Genomic DNA, 16803 nt, shown 5'->3' on the forward strand with positions numbered 1-16803 from the left:
CTCCCTTGCCTTGCCCATGCGATCAGGCGAACAGGCCGCCCGGTGCCCTCGAGGCGCCCGCGGGGTCCTCCTCCGGCTCCCCCGCGCGGGCCGCGAGTGCGGCGGCGGTCGAGGGGCGGCGGTGGTCCGGCGCAGCCTCGCCGTCACGGCCACCCGATTGGCCCGGGTATGGTTGAGACGATCCTTGGCCCCCGTTAGGGGAAGCCCCGTAGCGTTGGTCGCCTGTCCCGTTCTGGCCCATCCCCGTGCCGCCGTCGGTCGCCGCCGGGAGCGGGGCGAGCGCCCGCTCGGCGAGTGCGGCCTGGATCGCCGGGACGAAGCCCGGATCGCGGCTGGCCAGCACCGCGCGCCACTGGTCGGGCGCGGCCGGTTCGAGCCGCAGCGCAATCATCCCGAACTCGGCATGGCGCACGACCATCTCGGGCCGCTGGGCGCGGAGGGCCTCGCGCAGGGTGCCGGCCTGGGCGATGGCGGTCTCGACCGGCGCGGACGGACCGGACAGGCGGGGCTCGGCGGCGGGCTGGGGCGCGGGCGAGGTCTGCGGGGGCAGAGGCGCGGGCGCGGCGGGCACCGCGCTCGCAACCGGCGTGTTCGACGGGGCGGGGGCGGGCGCAGGGAGGGCGTCCGGTCCCGGCTCCGGCAGAGCGGGTTCGGCGACCGGGAGTGCAGAGGGCACGGACAAGGCCGGCACCGCAGGCGCCGCCGGATCGGCAGCGGCTGCGCGCGGCGCGGCCCCCCGCGCCAGCGCAACCCTCGCCGGAGCGGGCGCATCCGCGCCGGTCACGGGCACCGCAAGCGCGCCCGCCCGTGCCAGCGCGAGGGGCGCGGCGGCGGGAACGGTCACGGGGGCGGCAAGGATAATGGCGGGAGGAAGGGGCGCCTCGACCGGCGCGGGCAGGGCAGCGGGTGGCTCCGGCGCAACCGCAGGCGTCACGCCGGCAGGCACGGGCGGCGGTGACGGGGCAGCAGGCACGGTTTCCGCCGCGAAAGGAAGGGGTGCGGACGCTTCGCGCGGTTCGGCGGCTTCGTCCGGTTCGGCCCGGCGCGGAGCCCCGGTCAGGATGACATCGGGTGCCGCTGTCGTTCCGGCAGGCGCGGCGGATGCCGGTCGCGGGTCGCGCATCGCCGCAGGCGCGCGGGGCGCAGCCTGCGTCACCGGCACGGGCACGGGGGCAGGGGGCGCTCCGGCAGCCGGGGCGGATGCAGGCGGGCGCAACGCAGCCGCTTGCGGGGCAGCGTGCGGCAAGATCTCGCCCCCGTCCGGCAGAAACCGGCCGTCCGGCAGCCGGTCCGCAGCAGGAGCCGGCGGCGCAGGGACCTCTTGCGCAGGCCCGCGGGAACAGACGGGTGCCGCTTCCTCCGGCATGGTGAGGAAGGGCAGGCTCGCCGCGCCCGGCAGGGGCCGGTCCTCCGCCTGCGTCCCGTGCTGAAGGGCAGGCGGCGGCGGGAGGGCGGCAGCGCCGAGAAGCGCGGCGAAATCCAGCCCGCCGCCGCTCGCCGCGCCCGCGCCCCTGCCCCTGCCCATGCCCATGCCCATGCCCATGCCCATGCCTGCGCCGGTGTCCGGCAGGCCGGATGCGGGCAGCGGCAGTGCGGGCGTGGCGGGCAGTTCGGGCAGGAAGGGGATCATGGCGGGCAACCTCGTTGCGGCTTCAGTCAGTTGTGCGGGCGGCTGTGCAACTTGCGTGCCAGCGGCACGGCGCGCGCCGCCTCGCGGCGATCCTTGGCGGCGGCAAGCGCAGCGCGCGCCTCGGCGGCCAGCTCGGCGAGCCGCCGCGCGCGGGTCTCGGCGCAGGTCAGGGTCTCGGCCTGCCAGTCGCGCTGGCGGGCGGCATCGCGCGCCGCCTCCCCGGCCTGGACGGCCAGCCTGGCGAGCCCCGCGGTGAACTCGGCACGCGCGGCCAGCGCCGAGCCGGTGGTCGGCCCCTTGCCCGGCGCGCTCGCCGCCACAAGCCGCTGGCTGCGCGCGGCGAGCGCGGTGCTGCGCGCCTCGGCCTCGAGCGCCTCGGCCAGCGCGCGCAGGGCCTGCCTGCGCGCCACCTCGGCGATCAGACTCTGGCGGCGGAGCAGCGCGAGGCGGCGCGCCTCACGCATCGGCAGGGGCCATCAGCGCGAGCAGCGCGGCATGGCTCTCCGCCAGCGCCACGGCCTGCCCGCGCGGCTGGGTGAGGAAGGCGTCGATCGGGCCGCTCAGGGCCAGCGCCTCGTCGAGCAGCGGGTCGCCGCCCGCGCGGTAGGCGCCCATCATCACCAGATCGCGCCCGCTCTCGCGCGCCGCGATCAGACCCCTCAGACGCCGCGCCGCGGCGGCGACGGGCGCGCTCACCACATCGTCCATCACCCGGCTCAGCGAGGCGGGCACGTCGATCGCGGGATAGTGCCCCCGCGCCGCCAGCTCGCGTGAAAGGACGATATGCCCGTCGAGGATCGCGCGCGCGGTGTCGACCACCGGATCGTTGGCATCGTCCCCGTCGGCGAGCACGGTGTAGATCCCCGTCACCGCCCCGCCGCTGCGCGCGGAATTGCCTGCGCGCTCGACAAGGCGCGTGATCGCCGCCAGCGCGGAGGGCGGATAGCCCCGTGCCGCGCCCGGCTCGCCCAGCACCAGCGCCAGCTCGCGCGCGGCGTGGGCGACGCGGGTGAGGCTGTCGAGGATCAGCAGCACGCGCTTGCCCTTCGCCCGGAAGTATTCTGCGATGGAGGAGGCATATTGCGCCGCCCGCAGCCGCAGGTTCGGCGCGTGGTCGGCGGGCACGGCCACCACCACGATCCCCCCGCGCCGATGCCCGGCCATGTGGCGGTTCACGAAGTCCGAGACCTCGCGCGCCCGCTCGCCGATCAGCGCGACGACGGTGACATCGGCGACCGCGTGGCCCGCGATGGTGTCGACCAGCACCGATTTGCCCACGCCCGATCCGGCCATGATCCCGAGCCTCTGCCCGACACCCATCGCGCACAGGGCATTGATCGCCCGCACCCCGCAATCGAAGGGTTGTTCGACACTCGCCCGCTCGAGCGCGCCCTCGCGCCTCCCGGCGAGCGGCCAGACCTCCTTGCAATCGAGCCGGGGGCCGCCGTCGACCGGCTCGCCCAGCGCGTCGACCGCGCGGCCCAGCAGCGCCTCGCCGACCCGCACCTCCCCCGGCTGCCCCAGCCCCCGCACCCGCGCCTGCGGGCGCAGCAGCATGGCATCGCCCAGCAGCATCATCAGCGAATGTCCGGCGCGAAAGCCGATCACCTCGGCAAGGCACTCGGCCCCCGCATCGTTCTCGATCAGCCCCAGCGAGCCCACGGGAAGGGGCAGGCCCGCGACCTCGATCAGCCCGCCGTCGCAGGCGACCACACGCCCCGTCAGCACCGGCCCGGCGGCGACCGGCGCGGTGCGCATCCGGGCGAGGTCGAGCTGGAGTTCGGCGATCATGGGCGCAGCGCGGCGGCGATGGCGCGGCGCCATTCGGCAGGGCCGTCTGCCACCGAGCCGTCGGGCCCCTCGATCACGACACTGCCGGGTTCGAGCGAAGGATCGCCCGCGACCCGCATCGTGCCAAGCGCCTCCTCGCCGAGCAGGGCGATGTCGTCGGGATGGAGATGCAGCACCAGCGCCTCCGGTGCCTCGCCGATCCGGCGCGCGGCATCGCGGCATCGCGCCAGCAGCCCTGCCGGATCGCGCGCCGCCTCGCCGAGCACAGCCTCGCACAGCGCGGCGACGGTGGCGGCGAGGTCATCGGCGAGCACGCCGAGCGCGGCCTCGTCGAGCGCGCGGAACGTCAGCCGCAGGGCCCGCTGGCGCGCCATTCGCGCCTCGCCTTCGGCCTCGGCAGCGGCGCGGCCCTCGGCAAAGCCTTCGGCGCGCGCAAGGGCGATGGCCTCGGCCAACGGATCGGGAGCGGGCTCGGCGGCTTCGCGTTCGGGGAGCGGCTCGGGCAGATCGGCCTCCCGAGCAGGCTCGCCGAACAGCGCAGCCTCGCGGAAGGCGCCCGCCGTATCCAGCAGGGCGAGCCACTCGGGCGCATCCGTATCGGAGGCGAAGTCGACATCGGCCCCGGCCAGGCGGCCGAGCCAATCAGACGAATTCGCCATTGCCGCTTCCGATCACGATCTCGCCCGCATCGGCAAGCCCGCGGGCGATCTCGACGATTGCCTTCTGCGCCGCGGCAACCTCGCTCCTGGCCAAGCGCCCGCGCAGTTCGATCTCGTCGCGCACACCGTCCGCCGCGCGGCTCGACATGGCGGCGAAGAAGGGCGCGCGTTCGGGCTCCCTGAGGCCCTTCAGCGCATCGACCAGCTTCTCGTTGTCGACATCGCGCAGCAGGCGGCCCATCGACATCGGGTCGAGTTCGAACAGCATCTCGAAGGTGAACAGCTCCTCCTCGATCTTCTCGGCCAGCGGCGCGTCGCGCTCGGCAATGGCGGGGAGCACGGTGTTGCGCAGCTCGCCCGCGGCAAGGTTGATGAGGTTCGCCGCATCGCGCGGGCCGCCCAGCATCAGCGCCGCCGTGCCGTAGGTCGCGCTGATGCGCTGGGTCAGCAGCGTGTCGATGGTGGCGACCGCGGCCTGCGAGATCGCGCCGCTCTTCGCCACGCGCTCGACCACGAGGGTCTGGAGCTCGAGCGGGAGCATCGCCAGCACCGCGGCGGCGGGTTCGGGATCGATCAGCAGCAGCAGCGCGGCGATCACCTGCGGGTGCTCGTCGAGGATCAGCCGCACCAGCACGCCCGGCGCAAGCCACTTCGCCAGTTCGAGACTGCGCGGCGCCGCTTCGGGTTCGATGCGCTGCATCATGCTTTCCGCGCGCGCCGGGCCCAGCGCCTTGTCGAGCAGGCTGCGCACGCGGTCGTCGCGCCCGCGCCGGGGCAGGACCTCGCGCGCCGCCTCGCCCGCGAAATCGGCGAGCGCCTCGGCCATGTGCGGCTGCTCGATCTCGCCCAGCGCCAGCATCGCCGCGCCGAGCTTCTCCAGCTCCGCCGGGGAGAGGCGCGCAAGCAGGCCGGTCGCCTCCTCGTCGCCGAGCAGCATCAGGAACACCGCGGCACGATCGACCCGGCTGAGCAGGGCGGGCGCAGGAGTGGACGCAGGGAGCGGTTCGGGGATCATGCCGCCTCCGCCTCGGGCCCGCGCGCGTCGGGCGCCTCGAGCATCCGCTGCAACGCCTCGACCGCGCGTTCGGGCTGGCTCGCGGCGAGACGGCGGGCGAGTTCGACCTGGCGGGGCAGGTCATCGAGCGCGATGCCGTTGTCCCCGGCGAGCGCGGTTCCTGCCCCGTCGGAATCGCCGGCCGCGATGGCGACCGTGTCCTCGCCCGGTGCGGGAGCCGCGGCATCGTCCCGGCCCTTACCCCTGAGCTTGCCGATCAGCGGGCGCACCGCGAGGAGCAGCACCAGCAGCACCGCGATCAGCGCCGTGCCGTAGCGCACCAGCATCGCGAACCACGGCTGTTCGTAGAAGGCAGGCGGTTCGAGCGTTGCGGGCTCGAACTTGCTCGCCGCGACCTCGACCTTGTCGCCGCGCTGGGCATCGGCGCCCACGGCGGCGCTAACCAGCGCCTGCAATTGCTGCGCGGTCAGCGGGGCAGCGGCCTTCAAAGCCTTGTCGCTGACCGCGACCGCGACCGAGAGCTTCTTGAGCCGCCCCGGCCCGGCGGTGGTGACGGCGACCTCGCGGCCCAGTTCATAGGCGCGGTCGGTGGCGGTTTCGGTGTCGGTGGCGCCGGCAGCGGCGGGGGCAGCGGGCTGCGGCGCGCCGTCGACCAGCTGCGCCTGCGGGGGCGGAGTATTGGCCGCGACGCCCGGCACGCCGCCCGCGGGCGCAGCCCCGGTGCGGGTCGCCTCGCGCGCGCTTTCGGTCCGGATCGAGCCTTCCTTTTCATAGGTCTCGCGCGCGGTGGTGACTTCCTCGCGGTCGAGCTCGACCTGCACCTGCGCGCTGAAATTGCCCTCGCCCAGAAGGGGGAGCAGCAGGGCATCGAGCTGTTCGCGCAGCTTCGCCTCGTGCTCGCGCTGGAGCGTCAGACCCTCGCCCGCCGCCTCGCGCGGGTCGGAGAGCAGGCGGCCGTTCTGGTCGACCACCCGCACCGCATCCGCGCTCATCCCCGGCACCGAGGCGGCGACGAGATTGACGATCGCGCCGACCTGATCCTGCGAAAGGTTGCGCCCGCTCACCAGCCGCACCATCACCGAGGCGCTGGGCGGGTTGTTCTCGCGCACGAAGACCGAGCGTTCGGGGGTGGCGAGATGGACGCGCACGCTCTCGATCCCGTCGATCTCGCGGATCGTCAGCATCAGCTCGCGTTCGCGGGCGAGGCGCAGGCGTTCGCCCTCCAGTGTGCGCGAGGTGCCCAGCGGCATCGCGTCGAGCATCGCCTCGGCCCCTTCGGGCGCGGCGATCCCGGCATTGCTCGCGACCAGCATCTTGGCGCGGTAGACGTCGCCCTCGGCGACCGAGAGCGCGCCGGTTCCGTTGTCGATGCTGTAGCCGATCCCGCCCGCCTCGAGCGTTTCGACAACCTTCGCGCGCTCGGCGTCCGTCAGGCTGGTGTAGAGCACGCGGTCGGGGCCGGAGGAAATCGCCATCCACAGCGCCGCCGCCGCGGCGAGCGCGCCGACGCCCGCCAGCGCGGGCAAGGCGCGGGCGAGAGCGGGCTGGCCGAGGAAACCGGCGACCTGCGGCGGGACCATCCCGCGCCATCCGCCGGCGGCAGGCGCGGCGGGCAGGCCCGGGGGATCGGCGGGAACGGGCAGAGCGGCGTCGGCCATCTATCAGCCCCCCATCCGCATGATGTCTTGATAGGCGTTGAGGAGCTTGTTCCGCACCTGCAATGTCGCCTCGAAGGCAACGCCCGCCTCCTGCCGCGCCAGCATCACCTGGGCGATGTCGGTGACCTGGCCGCGCTCGTAGGCGACCTGCATCGCGCTCGAATGCTCCTGCACCGCGCTGACCTGCCTGAGGGCCGTGTTGAGCGTGTCGGCAAAGCCCGCGCCCGGCGCCCGGCCGGGGGCCTGGAGCGCGCCGCCCGTTTCGCTCGCTGCGCGCACGGCGCGCAGGGCAGCGCTGCGGGCGAGCACCTGACTGCGCAGCGCCATCACGTCCTCGACGCCGAAGCCTGTCCTGAGGGCGCTCATGCCGCACCTCCTGCTGCCGCGAGCATCCCGGCCCCGCGCATCGAGGCGAGGCGGTAGCGCAGGGTGCGCTCGGAGATGCCGAGACTGCGGGCTGTGGCGGCGCGGTTGCCGCCGTGGCGGCTGAGCGTCTCGAGGATCGCCCGCGCCTCGGAGACGAAGGCGACATCGGAAAGCGAGCGCGGCGTTGCGGCGGCAACGGGCACCGGCATGGCGGGCGCGGCCTCGGCGGCGGGGCGCACGGCGGTGTCGAAGACGATGTGCCCGGGCGCGATCGCCGCCGCGTCGCCCGCGAGCAGGATCGCGCGGCGGATGACGTTCTCGAGCTCGCGGACATTGCCCGGCCAGGCATGGCTCTCCAGCGCCGCGAGGGCATCGCCCGCGATCCAGCCCGGCTGCCCGGGGGCGGGCGCATGGCGCAGCAGCATCGCGAAGGCGAGCGGGGCGATATCGCCGGGCCGCTCGCGCAGCGCGGGCAGGCGCAGGGGGAAGACGTTGAGGCGGTAGAGCAGATCCTCGCGGAAGCGCCCGGCGGCGGCCTCCTCGGCGAGGTTGCGGTTGGTGGCGGCGATCACGCGCACGTCGACTCTCACCGGCTTCGTCGCGCCAAGCGGCAGCACCTCGCCCTCCTGAAGCGCGCGCAGCAGCTTGGCCTGGAGCACCAGCGGCAGTTCGCCGATCTCGTCGAGCAGCAGCGTGCCGCCGTCGGCCGCGCGGAACAGGCCCTCGCCCGCCTCGGCCGCGCCGGTGAAGGCGCCCTTGCGGTGGCCGAACAGCAGCGCCTCGAGCATGGCTTCGGGCATGGCGGCGCAGTTGACCGCGACAAAAGGGCCGCCCTCGCGCGCCGAGAGGCGGTGGACGAAGCGCGCCAGCACCTCCTTGCCGGTGCCGGTCGGTCCTTCGAGCAGGACGGGGATGTCGCTCGCCGCGATGCGCTCGGCGAGGGTCAGCAGGGCGAGCGACTGCGGATCGCCCGCGACCGGCCAGCCCCCTTGCGCCGATGCCGCGATCAGCGCCGCACGGGCCGAGGAAAGGGCTGCGGGATCATAGGAAAGCGTAACGCGGTTGGTGCCGGTCAGCGCCAGCGCGGGCGCGGTGCCCTCTGCGTGATCGAGCGTGATCGCGATCTTGCCGCCGCGCGCGATTCCCGCCGCCATCTGGGGGGGCAGGCCGTCGCCGAGCACGATCCGGTCGCGCTGCCAGCTGCCGCCCATCAGCGGCACCGTCATGCCGATCAGCATGTCGTGCCCGCCGCCGCTGCCTTGCGTCGCCTCGCGCGGCGGTGCTGCCCTGCGGCGGATCGCGCCGTTCGCCGGTTGCATCATGCTTGCCCCTGCTTGTGTTGCCTGTGGCAAGTCCCTGCCGCACACAGGCTGGACACGAGGCAAATTTAAGCCCCCGTAGCTTCCCCTAGACGGGCCACGGCGAGCCCCCGGGCGGAGCCGGTCGGGCCCCGGAGCGGGTCGGGAGCGAATCCTCTATACCTCTGTTTTATCAAATATATTTTTCCGGCTTAAACATCCTGCCGCATGGCCGCTCTTAGGGCCAGCAGCGACGGGCCTGTTCGTCCTGCCTGACCATTCGGGAGTTTGAACAATGAACGTGATCAACACCAACACCTCGGCCCTGCGTGCCACCAACTCGGCCGTCGCGGCCGGCAAGATGCTCGGCACCGCGATGGAGCGCCTATCGAGCGGCAAGCGCATCAACAGCGCCGCCGACGACGCCGCCGGCCTTGCGATCGCCAACTCGATGACCTCGCAGATCCGCGGCATGCAGCAGGGCGTGCGCAACGCCAATGACGGGATCAGCCTCGCCCAGACGGCGGAAGGCGCGCTGAACGAAGTGACCAACATGCTCCAGCGCATCCGCGAACTGGCGGTGCAGGCCGGTTCGGACACCTATGCGGCAACCGACCGCACCAACATCCAGGCCGAAGTGACCGAGCTCAGCGCGCAGATCGGCCAGATCGTGACCAACACCGAATTCAACGGCATCGCCGTGCTGACCCAGACCGCGAACATCACCGTTCTGGCCGGCGCCAACGATTCCGACGCGATCGACCTGACCATGACGGATCTCAGCGCGATCGGATCGGCGACCTACACGATCACGGGCGCCGACGGCACCGCTGCACGAGCGGCGCTCGCCACCATCGACACCAACCTCGAAACCGTCTCGACCGCCCGCGCCACGCTCGGTGCAGGCCAGAACCGCCTCCAGTCGGCGGTCAACAACCTGACCAACGTATCGACCAACCTGTCGGATGCCCGTTCGCGGATCCAGGACACCGACTACTCGGTGGAAACCACCGCGCTCGCCAAGGCGCAGATCCTCGGCCAGGCCTCGACCGCGATGCTGGCCCAGGCCAACCAGTCGCAGCAGAACGTGCTGTCGCTGCTGCGCTAAGCCGCCCATCCCCGCAACCCGCCCCTTTCCCCTGGGGACGGACCGGCAAGCCCGGAGCCTTGCGGCTCCGGGCTTCTCGCTGTCCGAACGCGGGACAGCAAGAAGCCGGCGCGGAAGCCGCACAGATTCAGGCTTTACGATTAGTTAACAAGACGTAAACTCACCCTAAAAAAATACGAGTCGCTTCAAGCTTTTGGATGAAAATCACGGGCCGCGGGGGGCGGCTGACGCGGGAATTTGCGCGCAGATCCCGGCCCCCTTGGTGCGACGGGGGGGAATTGTCATGAAAGTTCAAGTGGTGCTCAGCGCCTCGGCGCTGGCAATTGCGGCGGCTGCGCCCGTTCTGGCACAAAGCAACCAGTCTTCTGTCACCCAGACCGGCACGAACGGTGCGGTCACCGTGACCCAGTCGGGCAGCGACGGCATCTCGACCGTGACGCAGGGCGGCAATCTGAATCGGGCAACGCTCGACCAGTCGGGCAGCCTCAACACCTCGACCATCACCCAGGACAACGGCACCGGCAGCTCCGACGACAACAACACCGCGAACGTCACGCAAAGCGGCAGCGAGAACGTGTCGGTGGTCTCGCAGACCAACGACTTCTCGACCGCCACCGTCGTCCAGGAGAATGACAGCAACGAGTCCGACATCTCGCAAAGCGGCGATCTCGATCTGGCCAGCGTCACCCAGACCGGGTCGGACAACGATTCCGACCTCCTGCAGTCGGGCAACCTCAACACCGCGACGATCGCGCAGGGGGGTGACGGCAACACCTCGACCATGACCCAGTCGAGCGGGCTCAACCAGGCCATCGTGACCCAGGACGGCAACGACAACACCTCGCTGGCGACCCAGGAAGGTGTTGGCGCCCATGTGCTGAACGTGCTGCAGGACGGCGACGACAACCTGTCCGACATCGTTCAGGGCGGTGCCGCCAACGGCGTGGGCACCACCGCATCGGCGGGCGTGGTCCAGCTCAGCAACGAGAACACCGCCACCATCCGTCAGGTCGGCGCGCTGCACACGGCCTTCGTCGAACAGAAGGGCGGCGATCTCAACACCGCGTCGATCAACCAGGGCGGCAATGCCGCGACCGATCATGATGCGCAGGTGCGGCAGGACGGCGCCGACAACGATGCCACGGTGAACCAGCTCGGAAACAACCAGCTCGCCGACGTGCGGCAGAACGGCGAAGGGAACACCGCCGATGTCGCACAGGGCGGCGGCCTAGGGCGCGACCATAACGCCTTCGTCACGCAGGACGGCAACGACAACACCGCCGACATCGCCCAGAGAGGCGAACGCCAGAGCGCGACGATCACCCAGATCGGCGACGACAACATCGGGTCGGGCAGCTTCCTGTTCGGCGCGCAGATCACCCAGGGCGGTGACGGTGGCCGCGACAACGAGGCGACCATCACCCAGCTCTCGGGCAGCAACCGCGCGCTTATCGATCAGCAGGGCGACAGCCTCGCCGCCAACGTGACCCAGGGCGGATCGGGCGGCAACACCAGCACCGTCATCCAGACCGGCGCGGGCGGGGCGGTGCTGCTCAATGCCGACGTGCTCCAGAACGGCGCGGACAACACCTCGATGGTCGATCAGGCCGGCAACAATCAGACCGCCAGCGTCGACCAGCTGGGCGAGGACAACCTGTCGAACATCCTGCAAAGCGGTAGCGGCCACACCGCCACCGTGACCCAGAACTCGAACGCCAACCTGTCCACCATCACCCAGTCGGGCGCCGGTCACACCGCCACCGTCACGCAGGGCAGCTGATCGCAACGCCCCGCAGCCGGGCCGCCGTCAGCGCGGCGGCCTGCCCTGGGCGCCGGTGGGCGGCGGCGTGGTCTGCCCTGCTACCGCCCGCCTCTCGAGCAGCAGCAGCGAGATGCGGCGGTTGCGGGGATCGGCGGGGTTGTCGGCGACCAGCGGCTCGGTCTCGGCGACGCCCTCGATCCGGGCAAAGCGTTTCTGCGGCACCCCGCCCAGCACCAGCGCCTGGCGCGTGGCCTCGGCGCGGCCGGTGGAGAGCGGCCAGTTGTTGGTCGTCACCCCGCCGCGCCACGGCAGCGAATCGGTGTGGCCGCGGATGATCAGCGGGGAGGACTCCTCGGCGAGGGTCTCGGCCATCACCTCCAGCAGCCCGCGCGCCTCCTTCGTCAGGATCGTCGTGCCGAGTTCGAACATCGAGAAATCGGCGTTGTCCATAAGATCGATGCGGATCCCTTCGGGCGCGCGCATCACCCTGACCTGCCGCGCGAGATGCTTCAATTGGCGGCGCTGGACGAGCTTGCGGTCGATCTTGTCCTGGAGCTCCTTGAGCTTCTTCGATTCCATCTCGCCGCGCCCGCCGGCCTCGCTCGGCCCGCCGGTCACGCCGCGGGGGATGGTGATCGACCGCGTGCCGGTCTGGCCCTGCCGGTTCGGATAATTGTCCGGATCGGTTAACGAGGAACCGCCCAGCAACCCGGTCGACCCGGCGCTTTCCTGCCGCAGCTTGACCAGCGTGGGAGTGAAGTAATCAGCGATGCCCTTGCGCTGCTTCTCCTCGGTCGCGCCGAGCAGCCACAGCAGCAGGAAGAAGGCCATCATCGCGGTCACGAAGTCGGCATAGGCGACCTTCCACGCCCCGCCGTGATGGCCGCCCTCGACGATCGTGACCTTCTTGACGATGATCGGGGCAAGCTTGGCGTCGGCCTCGGCCACCTCAGCGCCCCCGCATCATGTCGAGCAGATCGGTGAGCTTGGGCCGGTGCGCCGGCGGCAGGCCCGAGCGCGCCGCCTCGAGCACCAGCGGCTGCGGATAGCCGTGCAGGCTGGCGATGATGACCTGCTTGATCGAATGGAAGATCTGGCTGTCGTGGGCGTTGATCTGCTTGAGCCGCGCCCCCAGCGGTCCGGCAAAGCCATAGGCGAGCAGCACCCCGAGGAACGTCCCCACCAGCGCCGATCCGATCATCTTGCCGAGGATCTCGGGCGGCTCGCTGATCGCGCCCATCGTCTTGATGATCCCGAGCACCGCCGCGACGATACCCAGCGCGGGCAGCGCGTCGGCGAGCGACTGGATCATGTGCTGGGGCTCGTCCATCTCGTGGAGCTGGGTCTTGATCGCGCTGTCGATCACGTCCTCGACCGCGTGGGTATCGAGCGTGCCCGAGGAGACCACCATCAGCGTCAGCGGATCGCAGATCATCGCGGTCACCACCGGATCGGCCTGAAGGCGCGGATATTCGGAGAAGATCGTCGAGGAGCCCGGCTCCGTGACATGGCTCTCGAGCGCCACCGCGCCTTCCGAGCGCAGCAGCTTCATCAGCTTCGATGTCAGCGCGATCGCGTCGATGTGGTCCTCGTGGGAGTATTTCGGCCCCTTGAAGATCTTGCCCAGCCCCGCGCCGAGCAGCTTGATCTCGTGCATCGAGTTGCCGATCAGGGTCGCGCCGGTGGCGGCCCCGCCGATCATCATGAATTCGAGCGGGAGTGCGGCCAGCACCGGGCCCATGGCCCCGCCGGCGAGGATGAACCCGCCGAACACCATGGCGAGCAGCACGACGATGCCGATGGCGACGAACACGGACCCTTGCTCCCCGGATCAGCGCAGCGCTTCGAACAGGGTCAGCGCGCTGACCCGGGCGAAGGCGGCCTGGCTCGCCTCGAGCGCGGTCAGCGATTGCTGGAGCCGGGCGACGGCATCGGCGATGTCGGTGTCGCCGACGCGGCTGCGGCGTTCGGCCAGCGCGATGCTGCGGTCGGCCTGCTGCTGCTGCACCTGCTCGACCCACGCCATGCGGGTGCCGATGATGGTGGTCGCGCGATTGGTGGCATCGAGCGCGGCATCGATCCCCGCGATCGCGGCACTGGCAGCCGCGACCGGATCGGGCGCGCCGCCCTGGAGCGCGGCGACAAGCCCGCCGAGCACCGAAAAGGCGCTGGAGGGCGTGCCCCCGAAATCGAATTCGAACACCTCGCTCCCCGGCAGTCCGCGCTCGATCGCGGTGCCCGGCGCGACCGGCACGGCCCCGCTTTCGGGCGTGCCGGCATAGGTGACATTGCCCAAGGCATCGCGGGTGAAGGCAGCGCCCGAGGATTGCCCCGCGAACAGCGGCTCGCCGGTCAGCGAGGTGGCGTTGGCGCGGCTGAACAGCTCCTGCCCGAGCTGTTCGAGCTCGAAGGCGACCGCCCGCCGCCCGTTGGCACCGAGCGGCGAGCTTGCCGCCTGCACCGCCAGTTCGCGCGCGCGCTGGAGCAGCACGGTCACCGCCTCGAGCTCGTCGCCCGCCGCGCCGAGGTCCTGGCCGAGCCGAGCGGCATTGTCGCCCTCGACCCGCGCCAGCGCCTCGCGCCGCGCAACGCTGCGCAGCTGGGCGGCGACGGCGGGATCCTGCGAGCCGCGCTCGATGGTGCGGCCCGTGGCGATCTGGGTGCGGGTGCGCTCGATGCCGTTGCGCAGGGCCGCCATCTGCGCCAGCGAGCGGTTGAAGAAGGACCCGGCGGAATTGGTGATGGAACTCATCTCTGTGGGGCTCCCTTACCTCAGGCCCAGAATCGTATCGAACAGCTCGGCGGCGACCTGGATCACCCGGCTGTTGGCCTCGAAGGCCTGTTGCAGGCGCACCAGATTGGCAGCCTCGGTATCGAGATCGACGCCGGTCTCGCGCAGCAGCTCGGCCTCGGCGCTGGCGGCGACGACCGAGAGGCCCTCGGTGCGGGTCTCGAGCGCGGAAACCCGGCTGGAAAGGCCGAGCAGCAGGCTGTCGACGCCGGTGGTCGGCCCGGTCGGAGCGGCAAGCGCGGCGATCAGCGCGGCGAGATTGGCGGTGTCGCGGCTGCCTGCGGGCGCACCGGCGGGAGCGGTGGCGAGGCCGCCCGCACCGGACAGCACCACGGCGATGCTGCCCGCGCCGGTTCCGGCGAACAGCGGCTGGCCGGTCGTGCCGTCAGCGCCGACGCCGACGGCCTGCGCCGTGTTGCTGATGGTGATCGCCGAGACCGCCAGCGCGTCGAGCCCGGCCTGGAGCCCGGCCATATCGGAAAGCGCGGCGGCGCGGCCCGCCATCGCCCCGCCCGTGGGGGCGAAGGCGATGCCGCCGACCGTGAAGGCGGCGGTGCCGTCGGCGGCATAGGTGACGGTCACGGGCTGGGCGGTCGCACCGGTCACCAGCGCCAGCGGCGGGGTGCCGGTCAGCGTCACGTCGGCGGTGCCATCGGGGTTGAAGACCGGCTGGAGGCCGAATTCCTCCGCCAGCGCCCGCAGCGCCTTGTCCCGCGCATCGAGCAGCCCCGCGCGCCCCGCGGTGCCCTCGCGCGCGCCGACGAGGTCGGCGTTGATCTTGGCAAGCTCGTTCGCCAGCTCGTTCACCGTCAGCACCTCGGCGCTCACCTCGGCCTGGACGAGGCTGCGGGCATTGGCGAGGGTGCCGTTGGCGATGCGGAAATTGCCCGCCACCTTGCGCGCGCTCTCGAGCGCCGAGAGGCGCAGCGCGGGTTCGGTGGGATTGTTCTGAAGTCGGGTCAGCGCCGCCTCGTAATCGACGAGGGCGGTGAACACGCCCGAGGTCTCGAGCGCGCTCTCCGCCTCGCGCAGCGCGAGGAACTCGGCCTCCGCCGCAGCCAGCGCCGAGGAGGAATCGCGCGCCTGACGCTGCACCAACGCGCTTTCGGCCCGCTCGATCGCCCCGGGGCGCACCCCACCGAGCGAATCCTGCGCATTGACCCCGATCGAACCGGTCATCACCAGCTCGCCCTGGGTCAGGCTGCGGCGGGAATAGTCGGGGTTCTCGGCATTGGCGATGTTCTGCGCCGTCAGCTCGAGGCTGCGGCGGGTCGCGGTGAGGCCCGAGCGGCCGATGGTGAAGATCGCGGTCGGCATCAGCTGTTCCCCTGTTCCTCGGGCCTAGCCGGAAGATGTTGCGCGAGGCTCGCCTCGATACTGCGGGCAAACCCGAAGCCCCCCGACCTGGCGGCGATCTCGGCGAGGTGTTCGTCGCGCATCGCGGTGAACTGCTTCATGCCCCCGCCGGTGAGCGGAGTGTCCTCGGCGAAGCTCGCGGCGCGCGCGGTGGCGAGCATCCGGCGCACCATGATCGCCTCGAAGCCCTCGGCGGCCTTGCGCAGCTCGGCGCGCTCGGGGGAGAGCGGCGCGGCGGAGGGGGTGACGGGGCCGATCACAGCACCACCATCTCGGCTTGCAGGCTGCCGGCCTGCTTGAGGCTCTCGAGGATCACCACCAGGTCCGAGGCGCCGACGCCCAGCAGGTTGAGCGCATCCACGATCTCGGTCAGCGAGGCGGCGCCGGGCATGTAGGCGACGCGGTCCTGCCGCTCGTCCACGGTGATGTCGGTCGCCTCCTCCTGCGCGGTCACGCCGTCTGAGAAGGGCGCTGGCTGGACGATCACCGGGTTCTCCTCGATCCGGATCACCAGCTTGCCGTGGCTGACCGCTGCGGGGGAGAGGCGCACCGCATCGTTGATCACCACCGTGCCGGTGCGACTGTTGACGATCACCTTGGCCGCCACAGGCGCAGGCGAGACAGCGAGCATCTCGATCTCGGCCATCAGCCCGGATCGCACGTCGTTGCCCTGCGGCAGGGCAAGCTCGATGCTCACCCCGTCGGCGATGGTGGCGATGCCGGGCCAGCGCGCGTTGATCGCGTCGCGCACGCGGGCGGCGGTGAGGAAATCGGCCTTGTGGAGGTTGAAGCGCAGGGTGGGCGATGCATCGAAGCCGGTGGCGACGCCGCGCTCCACGGTCGCTCCGTCGGCGATCCGGCCCACCGTGGCGACATTGACGCTGACCTGCGAACCGTCGCGCCCCGTCACCCCCAGCCCGCCAACCGCGACATTGCCCTGCGCCATCGCGTAGATCTGCCCGTCCGCGCCGTAGAGCGGGGTCAGCACCAGCGCCCCGCCGCGCAAGCTGAGCGCCTGCCCCAGGGTCGACACGGTGATGTCGATCCGCTGCCCCGGCTTGGCGAAGGCCGGCAGTTCGGCGGTGACGATCACCGCGGCGGCATTGCGCAGGATCGGCGAGACCCCGGGCGGCAGCGGCAGGCCGAGCCGGCCCGATACCCCGCGCATCGCCTCGGTCACATATTCGAGATTGTTGTCCCCCGTCCCTTGCAGGCCCACGACCACGCCGTAGCCAGTCAGCTGGTTGGCGCGCAGCCCCTCAAACTGGCCGAGATCGCGGATGCGCTCGGCAGCGGCGGGGGCCGGCACCTGTCCGGCGACAAGCGCGATCAGCAGGTAGAGGATCGGCAGGAGAATGCGCATCCTGTT

16 protein-coding genes are annotated in these 16803 nt (G+C 71.8%); 2 read left to right on the top strand and 14 right to left on the bottom strand.

Annotated features, from left to right (window positions below; all coding sequences use genetic code 11):
- Positions 1–22: 22 nt before the first annotated feature.
- From ACMX37_RS14450 to ACMX37_RS14485, 8 genes are read right to left on the bottom strand one after another with little or no spacing between them, the layout of a single operon-like run.
- Complete coding sequence (locus tag ACMX37_RS14450) at positions 23–1630, bottom strand: hypothetical protein (RefSeq protein ID WP_483146598.1); 1608 nt, start codon at positions 1628–1630, stop codon at positions 23–25.
- Positions 1631–1656: 26 nt separating this feature from the next.
- Positions 1657–2094: a hypothetical protein gene (locus tag ACMX37_RS14455; protein WP_483146599.1), complete on the bottom strand. Its 438-nt coding sequence runs from the start codon at positions 2092–2094 to the stop codon at positions 1657–1659.
- Positions 2087–3421, bottom strand: a complete 1335-nt coding sequence (locus ACMX37_RS14460; RefSeq protein ID WP_483146600.1) for a FliI/YscN family ATPase — start codon at positions 3419–3421, stop codon at positions 2087–2089. The genes ACMX37_RS14455 and ACMX37_RS14460 overlap by 8 nt, the downstream gene beginning before the upstream one ends.
- Positions 3418–4080 (bottom strand): FliH/SctL family protein, encoded by a 663-nt coding sequence (locus tag ACMX37_RS14465; RefSeq protein WP_483146601.1) that lies wholly within the window; start codon positions 4078–4080, stop codon positions 3418–3420. The genes ACMX37_RS14460 and ACMX37_RS14465 overlap by 4 nt, the downstream gene beginning before the upstream one ends.
- Complete coding sequence (gene fliG / locus ACMX37_RS14470; RefSeq protein ID WP_483146602.1) at positions 4064–5095, bottom strand: flagellar motor switch protein FliG; 1032 nt, start codon at positions 5093–5095, stop codon at positions 4064–4066. The genes ACMX37_RS14465 and fliG overlap by 17 nt, the downstream gene beginning before the upstream one ends.
- Positions 5092–6753: a flagellar basal-body MS-ring/collar protein FliF gene (fliF, locus tag ACMX37_RS14475; protein ID WP_483146603.1), complete on the bottom strand. Its 1662-nt coding sequence runs from the start codon at positions 6751–6753 to the stop codon at positions 5092–5094. The genes fliG and fliF overlap by 4 nt, the downstream gene beginning before the upstream one ends.
- A 3-nt stretch (positions 6754–6756) precedes the next feature.
- Positions 6757–7119 (bottom strand): flagellar hook-basal body complex protein FliE, encoded by a 363-nt coding sequence (gene fliE / locus ACMX37_RS14480; RefSeq protein WP_483146604.1) that lies wholly within the window; start codon positions 7117–7119, stop codon positions 6757–6759.
- Positions 7116–8273, bottom strand: a complete 1158-nt coding sequence (locus ACMX37_RS14485; RefSeq protein WP_483148419.1) for a sigma-54 interaction domain-containing protein — start codon at positions 8271–8273, stop codon at positions 7116–7118. Before ACMX37_RS14485 ends, fliE begins: the two co-directional genes overlap by 4 nt.
- A gap of 439 nt (positions 8274–8712) precedes the next feature.
- Here ACMX37_RS14485 and ACMX37_RS14490 point away from each other — a divergent pair, with 439 nt between their 5' ends.
- A complete protein-coding gene (locus ACMX37_RS14490; protein ID WP_483146605.1) occupies positions 8713–9525 on the top strand; it encodes a flagellin N-terminal helical domain-containing protein in 813 nt (270 codons plus the stop codon).
- A 283-nt stretch (positions 9526–9808) separates the two neighbouring features.
- Positions 9809–11305 (top strand): beta strand repeat-containing protein, encoded by a 1497-nt coding sequence (locus tag ACMX37_RS14495; RefSeq protein WP_483146606.1) that lies wholly within the window; start codon positions 9809–9811, stop codon positions 11303–11305.
- A gap of 27 nt (positions 11306–11332) precedes the next feature.
- Here ACMX37_RS14495 and ACMX37_RS14500 read toward each other — a convergent pair whose 3' ends face one another.
- The 6 genes from ACMX37_RS14500 to ACMX37_RS14525 are packed head-to-tail and all read right to left on the bottom strand — an operon-like array spanning position 11333 to position 16797.
- Positions 11333–12235: a flagellar motor protein MotB gene (locus ACMX37_RS14500; RefSeq protein WP_483146607.1), complete on the bottom strand. Its 903-nt coding sequence runs from the start codon at positions 12233–12235 to the stop codon at positions 11333–11335.
- A 1-nt stretch (position 12236) separates the two neighbouring features.
- Positions 12237–13100 carry a flagellar motor stator protein MotA gene (motA, locus tag ACMX37_RS14505; RefSeq protein WP_483146608.1) on the bottom strand — a complete coding sequence of 288 codons (864 nt, stop codon included), beginning with the start codon at positions 13098–13100 and terminating at the stop codon, positions 12237–12239.
- 18 nt (positions 13101–13118) lie between these two features.
- Positions 13119–14039: a flagellin N-terminal helical domain-containing protein gene (locus ACMX37_RS14510; RefSeq protein ID WP_483146609.1), complete on the bottom strand. Its 921-nt coding sequence runs from the start codon at positions 14037–14039 to the stop codon at positions 13119–13121.
- 15 nt (positions 14040–14054) lie between these two features.
- Positions 14055–15395, bottom strand: coding sequence for a flagellar hook-associated protein FlgK (gene flgK, locus ACMX37_RS14515; RefSeq protein ID WP_483146610.1), 1341 nt, complete (start codon positions 15393–15395; stop codon positions 14055–14057).
- Positions 15395–15694, bottom strand: coding sequence for a rod-binding protein (locus ACMX37_RS14520; protein WP_483146611.1), 300 nt, complete (start codon positions 15692–15694; stop codon positions 15395–15397). The genes flgK and ACMX37_RS14520 overlap by 1 nt, the downstream gene beginning before the upstream one ends.
- A complete protein-coding gene (locus ACMX37_RS14525) occupies positions 15691–16797 on the bottom strand; it encodes a flagellar basal body P-ring protein FlgI (protein WP_483148420.1) in 1107 nt (368 codons plus the stop codon). Before ACMX37_RS14525 ends, ACMX37_RS14520 begins: the two co-directional genes overlap by 4 nt.
- Positions 16798–16803: the final 6 nt, after the last annotated feature.

The organism is Porphyrobacter sp. THAI-01a (assembly GCF_056868655.1).